The following is a 13,722-nucleotide window of genomic DNA, read 5'->3' as shown; positions in this document are numbered from 1 at the left end:
CGCTCCAGCACGGTAAGTATCATCTGTCGCCTGCTTTATTTCAATGATTGCAAAGTAAACGAAACACTGTTACGATAATTACGTAACAATGTTACACTACAAGGCGATCAAGGAGGCTTCCGCATGTTATGGATGAACAACTTATTTCAAAAAAAGAATTGCTCGAGCTGACCGGCATCTCCTACGGCCAGTTGTATCGGTGGAAGCGCAAAGATTTGATTCCTGAAGAGTGGTTTATTCGCAAGTCGACGTTTACCGGTCAGGAGACCTTTTTTCCGAAGGCTAAAATTTTGGCGCGTATCGATAAAATCATCGACATGAAGGACAATTTGTCCCTTAACGAGCTTGCCGACATGTTCTCGCCCAACTTGGCGGAGATGGCACTCCACAAATCAGACATTATAAATCGTGGCATCGTGTCGACGATGGCACTGCAATATTTTACGGATCAGACGGGCGATGCAGACGCTTTTACATTTGAGAGATTGATTCATATGTATGTACTGGATCGGATGCTCCACACCGGAGAAATGAGCCTTGAGGAAGGCAAGGGCCTTTTACAGGTGCTTCGCGATCACTACCAGCGATTCGAAGGGAGAAGCTGCGAGCTGATGCTCGTGCGGAAGATGGGCGTCTCGACTTTCCTGCTCTCCGCCAGCCCAGGCGAAGTGTATTTTGATAATGGAACTAAGCTTGTATCACATATCTCGCTCGCAAGCTGTCTAGAAGAATTGAAGGCCAAACTCACTTGATTGGGGGAAACTCTCATGAGTCAACATTTGAGAGACATTATTATATCTGGAATGGGCAGTTCATCTGGCGGATCGTTCCAACGCGTTCGCATAGATGGGGTAGGGGAAATAAACGGGGATATTGTTTGCGCTTCGTTCGTGAGCAATGGCAAAGGCAAAATAGCAGGGAGTATTCAGACTGATAAGTTCGAAGTCCGCGGCATGTGCACGGTAAAAGGCAACATGCAGGCTGTTCATAGCCGTATTGATGGCACGGCCAGTATCGACGGACGCCTAATTGGGGAAACGATAGAGATAAACGGAACCGCATCGGTTGCATTCGATTGTGAAGCGGAACAATTCAAATCCCACGGCAGCTTCAACATCGGCGGATTGCTCAATGCTGGCGCCATCGATATTAAGCTGCTTCACAGTTGCCACGTACGGGAAATCGGCGGTGAGAATATATCCGTTAAACAAGGCAAACCGTTGTCCGTATTTAACAAGCTGTTCTCTTCTTTATTCAGCAGTCCACATCTGGAAACAGATACGATCGAAGGCGACAAGGTTGTTCTGGAATATACTAAAGCTCGCGTCGTACGCGGCACGCAAGTGATCATCGGTCCTGGCTGCGAGATTGACCTGGTGGAATATAAGCAGTCCGTACAGCTGCATGAAAATGCGCAAGTAAACAGCCATATTAAGCTATAATCCGCATATGGTTAATCGGGAGGTTCGCTAATGGAACAGCGGCAGCATTTAAAAATAATGGGATCATCAAGCTCTGGAGGAGGCATATACGACAAAGTCAGCATTTTGGGCGACGGAGAGGTGAACGGGAATATCGAATGCCGCTTGTTCACATGTGCGGGAACGGTAAGGGTGTATGGCCACGTGAAGTCCGAGGAGATGAAGATTCGCGGCACTTCACAGATGGAAGGAAGCCTGCTTACGCATAAGCTCATCGTTCAGGGACAAGGCGACTTTACCGGTGGTGTGAAGGTGCAGGAGGCGAGCATCAGCGGTATGGTGAATATCGGCAGCAGCCTGCAAGGCGAACGATTGAAATTGAGAGGCTCGATCGAGGTGCAAGGCGATTGCGAAGTTGAGACCCTTTCCGCAGTCGGTTCCTTTGCAGTGCGCGGTCTGCTCAATGTGGGCAGCATGGATTTACGCATCAACTGGAACTGCCACGCAAAGGAAATTGGCGGCGAGATCATCAAGGTCCGCAAGGGAAGCGGAATCACCAATATGCTCAAATTTATTCCGGGCATCTTCCAAGTCATGCCTGATGCGCGGCTGACCGCCGATGTCATTGAAGGAGACCATATCGAGCTTGAGCATACGACCGCAGCCATCGTGCGTGGCAATCACGTCAAGCTTGGCCCCGGCTGCGAGATCGGGCGCGTCGAGTATCGTCATCACTTCTATCAAGATCAGGATAGCGTCGTCAACTCGGTCATCCAAATGTAACAAGAAAGTTGCGCGGTTCGGCCAATTCGACGTGAGTTCCTGCGTTCGCTCGGCATGACGAGTGGAATTGCGATTTCGGCACTATCCAGTGCTTATTCTGCAAGCCGTAGCGACTTGCAGAAACAATCTGCGGGATGAGCTGCAGGTTAAGCAGAGAACCGATACCCATCATGAGTATCGGTTCTCTGCTTTCTCTAAAAAATGATTGATTCAACAACATTAAAACTTGAATTTGCCAAGGGCCTCCTGCAGGCCATGAGACATCCGTTTAAATTCTTCCGCTGAGCTAGCCAACTCTTCCATCACCGCATTTTGTTCTTCCGTTGCAGCAGCGATGGATTGGACGCTAGCCGCCGATTCTTCAGAAATCTGGGCGACGCCCTGCACTTGTTCGAGCATCTCTTGCGAACTGGTATTCACTTCTTGGACAATAGCCTCCACCATGCTGGCCAGATTGGATATTTCCTGCATCATGGTGACCATCGCATGGAATACGTCGCCCGTCTCATTCACGCTGCCAATCCCCGATTTGACGAACTGATTCCCTTTGTCCATCACTTCGACCGCTTTTACCGTTTCCGATTGAACTTCCGATATAATTTCATGAATTTCCATTGCAGCCTTGTTCGATTGATCCGCCAAAACACGCACCTCGTTGGCTACAACGGCAAACCCTCTGCCATGCTCCCCCGCTCGCGCCGCTTCGATCGCAGCATTGAGAGCAAGTAAATTCGTCTGTCCGGCAATGTCGGTAATAATTTTTATAATTTCACCGATTTTACCCGATTTCTGCTCCAAATTGTGCATAATCTTCGAGCTGGATTCAACATTTTCAGACAGCTGATTCATTTGGCCAACCGTCTGGTTTACGATGTCATTTCCAAGCACGACCTTGTCATTGGCTTTCGCAAATTCATTGGTTATCGTCTTGACTACTTGATCAACCTCTCCAATCGCCATCGTAACGTCCTCAATCATTTGGCTGACCTCAGCCAGCTTCTTGGAACCCTCATCGACACCCATCGAAATATCTTGCAGCGATATCGTAATCTGTTCAGACGATTTACTCGTTTCTTGGGAGCTTATCGCGAACTCATTCGACGTTAGCGTAATCTTCTCACTCGTGTCTACGACATGATCCACTAAGCTCTTCAGATTAGTCCTCATGCCCGAGAAGCTGCGTGCAACGGCTCCCCAAATATCTTTACGAGACGTATCTAAAGCAACACGATCTGTAAAGTCACCTTCGCCAATATGTTCAATGGTGTAGGACACACTCTGAATCGGAGTGACGAACAATCTCCTCACAAGCAGCCAAGTTACCCCTGCGATGGCTACCAAAGCCCCGACCGTGACGGCATACATAATCCATTTATAATTACTAAGTCCGTTATCAAAGTCATCGAAATCGCCCACGGAAATGACGGTGTACTCTCCTGCTTTGGCAGCAAAAGCGTAGCCCCCTAACCCGGTATCAAGGTACATTTCATGCTTTTCTCCCGTATAGAGCGGACTTAAATCGTCTTCCTCTTTTGACAGCCCTATGCCTGCCCGTGCGACGACTTTTCCGTCTTTTACGAGCAAAGCATAGCTATGATCTTTGAAAGCTACTGTATTCAAAACGGCCTTCGGATTTTCACCGCTGTGTTCCACTACGAGCTTGCCGATTTGCCGCACCACCGTCTGCGTATCTTCCACCATGAGATCGTTGATGATGTTCTTCATATAACCTATATTTACCCAGCAAGTCGCCTGAATGACAAGCAGGGTCAACAGGCTGATTGGCAATAAGATGCGTGCTAGAAGCGATTGAAAGCAGCGACTCCATAATGTTCGAATTCGTTCGTTGATTGACTGAGGTTTCATTGCGATCTCACCTTCTTTGTAATAGAGTGCCATACCGGCACGTAACGATGTTCAGTTGATAAAAAAGACTCCCCGTCCGAAAACGGGCAAGTCTTTTTTTCCAATATGCTTTCTATGAAACGTGAATCGATGATTGCTTCCTAGAGGGTATCCAAATAGCGATCCGCTTCCTCAATGCTTTGCGACACGCCGTACGCGCCCCCAAGATCTTTAACTAACCGGGACAATTGAAGCTTCGTCAACGCGGAGCTTACGATCATCGCGGAACCTTTAATATTTTTGCGCGCCATATATTCACGCAAGCCTATCAAATAATCGTTTACTTCCGCAGGTGCCGGTTGCGCATTCGCCATGTCGATGCAGAACGTGTACCCTTCCTTAGTTTTATCCACTTGGTCACGAACGGCTTTATCGTAATCTTTTGCCTCGTCCATCGCCATCATACCTTCAAGCTTAACGTATACACGGTTTTTTGCTGCGTTATAATTTGCTTCAAACATCGTATCGTTCCTCCTCTAATGTAGTGGTTCCATAACCACGTCTATTGCTCAAATTCGCTAGTGCTCTTTCATACTGCTATCGGTTGTCTCTATTCTCGATGCCATCCCTCCCATACGTAGTCTCGCAGCCGATTCACTTGTCCGGGTACGACAGGAATCCTACTTCGCGGCAATGGTTCAGCATGCTCGTAATTTGCGTATCTCCCGGTGCTGTCCAAGCGAACCCGAGATAGCCCAGCACGGCCGTCGTCCGCTCGGCGGCATGAACGAATGAGGTCTGTGCCGTTCCCTCGTCCATCCAACCGCTGTGCAGCATGACGTTCTCCACCGCTTCTCTGTCCGCCTTCTGCTCATAGCGCTCGAACAAATAATCCAAGAAGCGATCCATCGGCATCGGCATGACGGAAAATTCAGGCCGCTTCGCAAGCATGTCCGACATGCCGATGCGATGCGGGTTATAAATATGGAATGTCTCATTATGCAGTGCAGGCTTGTCAAATAACGTAATGATGGCCCGGCTCACTTGATCCACGTAAGACAAATCTGTATCCTGTCCGGCCTCTGGAACCGCGCCTAACCCGATGAAGGCTTTCACCGTGTTATAGAAGCCATTGTCATGGATATTTTCCTGAAATTGGCCATTCTCGGAGTTGAACACGATGTTGCCGATACGATAAATGTTGGCATTCACGCCGTTCTCCCGGGCCTGCTCCACCTGCTTCTCTGCCGCGAACTTCGTCTGCACGTAATAGTTATCATGCCGCTGGCCGACGTCCAGATCGTCTTCGGTAAACAGCATCTCAGACTCTCCTTCGATCGTCCCCATCCCGACGGACATCGTCGACACATGGTGGAACTCCTTCTTGTTCCCTGCAGCGGCTAATTCCAACAAGCGCTCCGTCGCGGTCACATTGTTCAGCACAAATTCGGAATAATGTCCGTAGTGCTTCACATTAGCGGCCGCATGAATGATGCAATCAACTTCGTCCGACAGCTTGGAGTATACGTCCTCCTCCAGTCCAAGGCGCTCTTCACTCAAATTGCCGTTGATTGCCACAATTCGATGCCCGTGCTGCTGCGCCAAGGAAGGTCCGAAATAATAAGCAAGCTTATCGTTCAATCTTTGCCGCGACTGTTCGGAAGACTCCCCACGAACAACAGCAGTAACCTTGCTGTCTGTGCAGACGAGCAGATCACGAAGCAAATAGGCCCCCAAATATCCTGTCGCTCCGGTCAGCAGCACATTGCGGTACCGCGCTCGTTCCGATAGATCCATTCGGCCATACCGTTCATTTCGGCTCCGGTATTGAATCCACCCTTCGCTTACCGCCTTGTCTTCTTCAACGGATGCTGCGTGCAGATAGGCTTCCCGAATCTGCTCCAGCTTGTCCTTCATATGATTCGGCCGATACTTCATATGCTGTGCCAGCTCCCGAATCGTCGGATAGGCAAATATATCGCTGACATCGACTTCGAACTCCTGCTTTAACTGGGCAACGAGCGTGATAGCCTTCAAGGAATGGCCACCCAGTTCAAAGAAGTTGTCGCACACTCCGACCGATGCAATCCCTAACAGCTCTTGCCACATATCCGCCAGCTTCATTTCAGTGTCATTGGCTGGAGGCACATAGTTCGTCGCGGTCCATTCCTGCTTCGACGGCGCCGGCAGCTTCGCCCGGTCGATTTTCCCGTTCGTCGTAAGCGGCATCTGCTCCAAAAACGCATAGTAGGTCGGTATCATGTAATCCGGCAGGTGTGAGAGCAGATGCTGCCTGATGTCAGCAGCCGTCAATGTGCCTTCAGCTACAATGTACGCACACAGCGCCTTTTGCCCCGCTGATTCCTCGATATCCGTAACGAGCGTTTCCTTCACCAGCTCGTGGCTGCGGATTTGCGCTTCAATTTCGCCCAATTCCATCCGATAGCCGCGAATTTTGACCTGATGGTCTTTACGCCCAAGGAACTCGATGGTGCCGTCTGGCAGCCACCGCACAAGGTCCCCCGTCTTATACAGCTTCTCGCCAGAAATGAACGGGCTATCAATGAAATTCTCCTGCGTCAGATCATCTCGGTTCAAATAGCCGCGAGCCACGCCGTCGCCGCCGACCCACAGCTCGCCTGCCACGCCAATCGGCTGCAGCTTGCCGTAGCCGTTCACCACATAAGCTGTCGAGTTCGCAATTGGCATCCCGATCGGGATTGAGCCGTCCCGTCCCTCCGTAATCTGGTAGCAGCACGAGAAGGTGGTGTTCTCTGTCGGACCGTAGCCGTTCACAATCGCGATCGGCGCACACGCGTGCAGCACACGATAAATATGCTTCGGCGACAAGACATCTCCGCCGACGAGCAACGTCCGTACCGGTGCGAACAGGCGCTCATTCTTCTCCACCAGCTGGGTAAACAGCGGCGAAGTGAGCCACATCATTGTAATGCCGTGCTGAGCGATGGCGCGCTCCAATTGCTCTGCATCCAGGATCGTCGTCTTATCCACCAGCACGAGCCGAAGTCCATTCAGCAGCGCTCCCCAGATTTCAAACGTCGAAGCATCGAATACGAGCGAGCCCGTCTGCAAAATGCAGTCATCCTCTTGAAACGTCACGAAGTTCGTGTTCTTCACCAAGCGAACGACGTTGCGATGTGTGACCATAACTCCTTTTGGCTTGCCCGTGGAACCAGATGTGTACATCAAGTAAATCAAATGGTCTGCATCATTCACATGCTCCAGGTTATCTATCGATTCACGGGACAGCTCCGGATCGGAGAAGCCAATGCGCTGCAAGCCTTCTGGCAGACGCTCAGCCAAATGTCCGCTTGTCAGCACGATAGCAGCGCCGCTATCCTCCAGCAAATACTGAATCCGTTCCTGTGGATAATCGGGATCGATCGGAACGTAAGCTCCACCCGCCTTCATAATCGCGAGCACGCCGATAACCATCTCTGCTGTCCGTTCCGTGAACAGACCTACCGGTTGTTCGGGTTTCGTCCCTTGCTGCCGCAAATACCGGGCCAACCGGTTCGCTTCCGCGTTAAGCTCTCCGTACGTCAGCTCCCGTTCACCCGCCACCAGCGCGATGCGCCCCGGCGTGATGCGCGCCTGTTCCTCGAACAGAGCATGCACAGTTGAATTACGCGGATAATCTGCCTCCGTCTGATTGAATTCGTGAATCAGCTGCTGCTGTTCTTGTCTGGTTATCATCTCCAGCTCGCCGATCTTGCGCTCCGGCTGTTCCGCCGCTTGTGCAGCCAACTGCACGAAATGCTCGGCCATCCGTTCCACCGTTGCCTGCGTGAACAGCTTCGAACAGAATTCGAAGTTAAGCGATAATGATTCCTCGTTCTCCACCGCTTCCAGCGTCAAATCGAACTTCGACGTTCCATTGTGGTAGGGTACCGACACGAATGCTGCGTCCCCCATCTGGAGCGATGTATCCCCCATGTTCTGCATGACGAATACCGTATCGAACAGCGGATTCCGGCTCACATCCCGCTTCAACTGCAGACGATCGATCAAGCTGTCCAGCGGATAATCCTGATGCTCGTACGCCGACAGAAGAGTATCTTTCATTTCTTCCAAGTAAGCGGCGAACGTTTTTTCACCTTCCGGGTAGCTTCGAATCGGCAGCGTATTGACGAACATGCCCATCATCCGGTTCAGATCAGCATGTGTCCGTGCAGCAATCGCACAGCCGACGATGACGTCTTCCTTGTCCGCATATTTGGAGAGCAGCACGTTGTAAATGGACAACAGCGCCATATATAGCGTCGTTCCCTGGTCAAGGGCCATCTGCTTCAAGCCTGCAGCCGCTTCAGCCGGCAGTGTCACACGCACGATGTCCCCCTCGAACGATTGCACGTTCGGACGCGGGGAATCGGCTGGAAGCTCCAGTACCGGAAGCTCTCCCTCCAGCACGCGCAGCCAATGCCCTTCATGTGCGGAAATATCCTGCTTCCGCTGCGACTGCCATTCAGCGTAGTCTTTATACTGCAATCGTACTGGCGTAAGATCCTTGCCCTCGTACAGTGCCGACAGCTCTTCTGCAAAGATGCTGAGCGACGTGCCGTCAAATACGATATGGTGGATGTCCAGCAGGAGAACATAATCATCTTCCCCGAGCTTGGCCAATGCCGCCCGGAACAGAGGCGCCTCGTCCAGTTGGAATGGCTGGACAAATTCGTCGGCCAGCTCTGCTGCGGTGCGGCCTTCCGCTGCGATGAGCCGCATCCGGAAGCCGGTGTGAGCACACACCTTCTGGATAACTTCATCCTGCTCCCAATGGAACGAGGTCCTGAACGCTTCGTGGCGTTCCACTAGCCGATTCAGCGCCTGCTCGAGCCGTCCGGCGTCTAGCTTGCCCTTCACCTGGTACACGAGCGGAATGTGATAGGCCATGCCGACTCCGCCCCGCTGCTGCAGCGCGAACATACGCGTCTGCGCCGGAGCGAGACGATAATGCGGCTTCGCTTCCGCTGGCTCAATCGCCTCGAACCGTCCTGCTTCGCCCTCATCGATCAGCGCGGCCAGCTTGCCGATGAACGGATTCGCGAACAGCTCCTTGAAGGACAGCGTGACACGGAATGCGGCCGCAATCTTCGCCTGCAGCTGAGCCATCTTCAACGAGTGCCCTCCCAGTTCGAAGAAATGGTCCTTCGTTCCGATTGGCGCAATGCCGAGCAGTTCCTCCCACATGTACGCGAGCTTGATTTCCGTCTCGCTGACAGGCGCCGTATAGCCGGCGGCAGCCCGCTCCCGCTTCTCTGGCTGCGGCAGCTTCGCCCGGTCGATCTTACCGTTAATCGTAAGCGGCATCCGGTCCAGGAACATGAAATAGGCAGGCACCATATATTCCGGCAGATGCTGTGACAGATACTCCCGGATTTCGGCCGCCGTCATACCGCCTTCCGCCACGATATAGGCGCAAAGCGCCTTCTGACCCGGAGTCTCTTCGAAGTCGATGACAATCGATTCAGTCACCTGCTCGTGAGCATGAATTTGCGCTTCAATCTCACCAAGCTCCATCCGATAGCCGCGAATCTTCACTTGGTGATCCTTACGGCCCACAAATTCAATACTGCCGTTCGGCAGCATCCGCACAAGGTCGCCCGTCTTATAAATCCGTTCCCCTTGCACAAATGGGCTATCGATGAACTTCTCCTGGGTCAGCTCCTCCTGATTCAAATAGCCGCGCGCAACACCCTCGCCGCCGACCCACAGCTCGCCTACCGCCCCTATTGGCTGCAGCTTGCCGTACTCATTCACGACATAGGCAGTCGAGTTCGTAATCGGTGTACCGATGGGTATCGTTCCATCCACCTCGTGCTTCAACTCGAAAGAGGTGGAAAACGTCGTATTCTCGGTTGGGCCGTAAATATTGGATATCGCGATTGGCGCACACTCTTTCGCCGCGCGGTAGAAATGCTTCGGCGACATCAGTTCTCCACCGACGAGCAGTTGGCGGAGCGGAGCGAATATGCGCGGGTTGCGGTCCACCAATTGAATGAACAGCGCCGTCGTCAGGAACATAATCGTCACGCCGTGACGGATAATGGCTTGTTCCAGCTGCTCTGCATCCAATATCGTCGTTTTATCAACCAACACCAGTCCCAATCCGTTCAAGAGCGAGCCCCAGATTTCAAAGGTCGATGCATCGAACACCAGCGATCCCGTCTGCAAGATGCGATCGTCTTGGCCGAACTTCACATAGTTCGTATGTTTGACCAGCCGGATGACATTGCGGTGCGTTACCATCACACCTTTCGGCCGGCCTGTCGAGCCTGATGTGTAAATGATATAGATAAGATCCTCCGGCTGATTGACAGGGGACAGATTATCCTCCAGCTCAGTGGCAAGATCCGGGTCGTCGATGATGACGCGTTCGATTGCGCCGGATAAATAATCGGCCGCTAGCCGGCTCGTCAGTACCAATTGAGTGCCGCTGTCCTCCAATACGTATTGAATGCGGTCCTGCGGGTGATCGGGATCTAGGGGGACATAAGTTCCTCCTGCTTTTAAAATCGCCAGTATCCCTATGACCATTTCCGCGGTTCGCTCTGCCATAATACCGACGGTTTGCTCACGGGTCACCCCCTGCTTCCGCAGACGGCGGGCTAATTGATTCGCCTTTTTGTTCAATTCCCGGTATGTGAGCTCCCGCTCGTCTTCTACAACAGCAACTCGGTCTGGAGCTTGAAGCACCTGCTGTTCGAACAGTGCCTGTACCGTGAAAGTCTTCGGATATTCCACTTGCGTCCGGTTCATATCATGAATCAACTGTCGTTTATCTTGTTCCGTCAGCATTTCCAACTCGCCGATTGTTTTCTGCGGATGCCGTGCCGCCTCTTGAAGGAGCTGCATGAAGTAGACCGCCAACCGTTTTATCGTCGTTTGCTGGAAGTGATTTTGTTCATAATAAATCGTAAATATCGGTGATGTCACACCATCTGCGCCAGCATATTGAAATCTGCCGTGCAGCCCGCTTACGTCTTGGTCCTTCGGAAGCTCGGGACAGATTCCGGCGCCGCACCAGCAATAAGTCGCAACGCCACCGTCCTCTAATGCTGCTGAGCAAGTCATGCTCACTGTGTCAGCGCAGGACGACAGACTGTCATGAATGCTCACGATGCCAGCTATCGTTACGTCGCTCTGGCTAACTATGGTATGAGCGCCTTTGCCGTTCTCCGATCCCACAACATGAAGGGCCACTTGTTCCGAGTTGTAAAACCGGGAAAGCAGTGCAGCCCAAGCCCCGCAAATAACGGATTCCAGCTTGACGGAATGCTCGCTCGAACGCTCGATCAAGAGGCGTACCGTATCCGCCGGCAGCTCAAAAGAATGTGCGTCGTGTCCGGCCAACTTTTCCACTGTCAATTGAATTGAAGCCAATCTATGTCCACTCCTTTATCTCGTTCAACGATAAATCATAAATCGATGAGTCAATTGTTCCACTGTTATGTATTCTACTTGCTTGGTGAACTCTGCATGCTGTGCACAAACCGCCATACTATAGCCTGCTTCAACCCCGGAGTATTGTTTTACATAGTAATCGTCAACACTCCATACGGGATCGCCATGCGGTACAGCAGCGGTTTCTGTCACGATTTCGAGCAAGCTCGGAAGCATGCCAAACCCCATTCCGATCGCCTTGAGACAGCTCTCTTTCGCCGTCCAAATGGTGAAGAACCGTTCCTGGCGCGCGCGATCACCGTCTGTACATGTGAGCATATCCCACTCGCGCGGCGCGCATATAAGACGAGCCACATCCATATCCCACTCTCTCATTCGTTCAATATCAATTCCGATTGGCGCATCATCAACCGCAGCCACGACGATATTTCCTGAATGGGAGACGTTGAAATAAACGGGATTCCCTTTAAGATAGGGCTTGCCGTATTCATTGGTGCGAAAAACAAGCTCATCGTTTCGCTGTCCCAATTTACGACAAAGCAGACTGCGGACCAGAATATCCGCGACGACCAAGCGCTGCCGCTCCTTCTGCTTACGGAGCCTGTCCAGTCTTTTGTATTTTTCAGGAGTAATATGCGGGATTAGTCTGTCAATCAGCCGGTTCATCTCATCGTGAGGAGAACCACCCTCCAATTTCACCAAGACAATATTCATAATCCGATTCATCCTCTAAACGCAAAAAAAAAGACTATTGTCCCCAATAGCCTCGTCACCAAATAAATGTTGATGTACCGCAACATAGAATGGCAACCCGGCCGCCATAATCCGCTTGCTGGATGTTAGGCCCGAGGCTTTGCGTCCTTACCTTTCGATAAGTTTGCCTTTATCAAGTTATATTTCGGTTTTCATACGTATTTGTTTACACATCCACTCACTGGAAATGAATACCTTTGTTCATGAAGACCTATACTAAAATAAAATCTCAAGTGAGTGAGTATGATGAAAAAACTATCTATCTCCAACAATCATGGCTGGGACGAGCCAACACTAGAACAACTGGCTTCCAGCTTGGACGATGCTCAACTCGCCAATCGAGTGCGGGCCATCCAACTCATCATGTCTGGTGCTTTCGCCAAAGACGTAGCCGCGCAGTTGGGCATCCATCGCCAATCCGTATCCGTTTATGTCAAGCTGTTCAACGAAGGTGGCATGGAGCATTTACTTGCCCGCAGCCTCGCTCCAGGCAAACCAAGGTTGCTGTCTCCGGAGCAGGAACGAGAATTGATTCGCCGCATCATCTCCACTCCTTCGCCTTCTGCTCAAGGTGCTTCTCATTGGAGCATGCGCGATATTCATGCCTTGCTGCAGTCAGAATTTCATCTTAAAATGTCACGCACTGGCATTCGCGACATGCTGCGTCGATTAGGTCTAAAGTATACAAAACATGGTTATAAACTTGAGAAACAGATAGAACATCCAACTCAAGACCCATATAATACATCGGAACGTTAAGATGAAAACTTAAACGCCTACCTTCATTTTACTTTCGATTTTTCGACAATGCAAATCAACTTATGTCAAAAAATGATGAATTTTCGGTTATTTTAAGTTTTTTTGTGCGATACAATGCGCTTTGGAGCAGAACAATTATCCAGTTCCATGTTGTTTTCATGAGCGATAGCGATAATGTGATAAAAATGTGAACACTAACGTTTCCGCCCTTTTCCAGAACAGAAACAAGACCGCCTCTCTGAAGCAGACGGTCTTATTTTTCTATCCTACCATTTACCTATTCCATTTGGTGCTGCTGCACCCTAGACCTGAACAGTACGTTCCACGGTATACAGTCTACGGAATGCGGGTCTACGGTCTACGGTATACGGTCTACGGAATGCGGGCCTACAGACTACGCTTGAAACGCTGTAATCCTTCAGGTATTACGTTCATAGTAGGATCCTTTTCTTTTAGCACTTAGCTCCACTCTCCCCTTAGTTCAGAAACTACATTAAGTTGATACATGGCGATACCAGCGCTTGTGCTTGATTATAGCAGCACCTTTTCATTTTCCGAAAAGTAAAAACTTGAGAGCTACATCATAAGATGAATATTTCAGAAAAAGATTTTCAACATAAAGAACGCCAAAGGAGTAACGACCGGAACGGTGCAAAAATCACAACCAAAACCGTCAAACAGTCACAAGAGGAACAGTGCTAGAAATACTGCCAGAATGCTCAATCATCGACAACTGGAA

Annotated in this window: 8 protein-coding genes and 1 riboswitch; of the genes, 4 read left to right on the top strand and 4 right to left on the bottom strand. The window is 50.9% G+C overall.

Annotation, left to right across the window (positions count from 1 at the left end):
• Window positions 1–128: 128 nt before the first annotated feature.
• From A372_RS0114815 to A372_RS0114805, 3 genes are read left to right on the top strand one after another with little or no spacing between them, the layout of a single operon-like run.
• Window positions 129–752: a YhbD family protein gene (locus A372_RS0114815; RefSeq protein WP_019421647.1), complete on the top strand. Its 624-nt coding sequence runs from the start codon at window positions 129–131 to the stop codon at window positions 750–752.
• A 15-nt stretch (window positions 753–767) separates the two neighbouring features.
• Window positions 768–1,442, top strand: a complete 675-nt coding sequence (locus tag A372_RS0114810) for a polymer-forming cytoskeletal protein (protein WP_019421646.1) — start codon at window positions 768–770, stop codon at window positions 1,440–1,442.
• Window positions 1,443–1,472: 30 nt separating this feature from the next.
• Complete coding sequence (locus A372_RS0114805) at window positions 1,473–2,204, top strand: polymer-forming cytoskeletal protein (RefSeq protein ID WP_019421645.1); 732 nt, start codon at window positions 1,473–1,475, stop codon at window positions 2,202–2,204.
• 219 nt (window positions 2,205–2,423) lie between these two features.
• Here the strand turns inward: A372_RS0114805 and A372_RS0114795 are convergent, their stop codons facing one another.
• From A372_RS0114795 to A372_RS0114780, 4 genes are all read right to left on the bottom strand, one after another.
• A complete protein-coding gene (locus A372_RS0114795; protein WP_026011085.1) occupies window positions 2,424–4,070 on the bottom strand; it encodes a methyl-accepting chemotaxis protein in 1,647 nt (548 codons plus the stop codon).
• Between the two features lie 140 nt (window positions 4,071–4,210).
• A complete protein-coding gene (locus A372_RS0114790) occupies window positions 4,211–4,570 on the bottom strand; it encodes a hypothetical protein (RefSeq protein ID WP_019421642.1) in 360 nt (119 codons plus the stop codon).
• 133 nt (window positions 4,571–4,703) lie between these two features.
• The gene (locus A372_RS0114785) at window positions 4,704–11,450 is read right to left on the bottom strand and encodes a non-ribosomal peptide synthetase (protein WP_019421641.1); all 6,747 of its coding nucleotides are present in this window, start codon (window positions 11,448–11,450) and stop codon (window positions 4,704–4,706) included.
• Window positions 11,451–11,474: 24 nt separating this feature from the next.
• On the bottom strand, window positions 11,475–12,185 hold the full coding sequence (locus A372_RS0114780) for a 4'-phosphopantetheinyl transferase family protein (protein ID WP_019421640.1): 711 nt from the start codon (window positions 12,183–12,185) through the stop codon (window positions 11,475–11,477).
• Between the two features lie 88 nt (window positions 12,186–12,273).
• A riboswitch (cyclic di-GMP riboswitch) is annotated at window positions 12,274–12,363 on the bottom strand.
• Window positions 12,364–12,467: 104 nt separating this feature from the next.
• Between A372_RS0114780 and A372_RS0114775 the strand changes: the two genes are divergently transcribed.
• The gene (locus A372_RS0114775; protein WP_019421639.1) at window positions 12,468–12,983 is read left to right on the top strand and encodes a helix-turn-helix domain-containing protein; all 516 of its coding nucleotides are present in this window, start codon (window positions 12,468–12,470) and stop codon (window positions 12,981–12,983) included.
• Window positions 12,984–13,722 lie beyond the last annotated feature (739 nt).

Source organism: Paenibacillus sp. OSY-SE (genome assembly GCF_000283315.1).
GTDB classification, from domain to species: domain Bacteria; phylum Bacillota; class Bacilli; order Paenibacillales; family Paenibacillaceae; genus Paenibacillus_B; species Paenibacillus_B profundus.
Note: the sequence above shows the minus strand (reverse complement) of the source record. Positions and strands in the feature narration are given on the sequence as shown.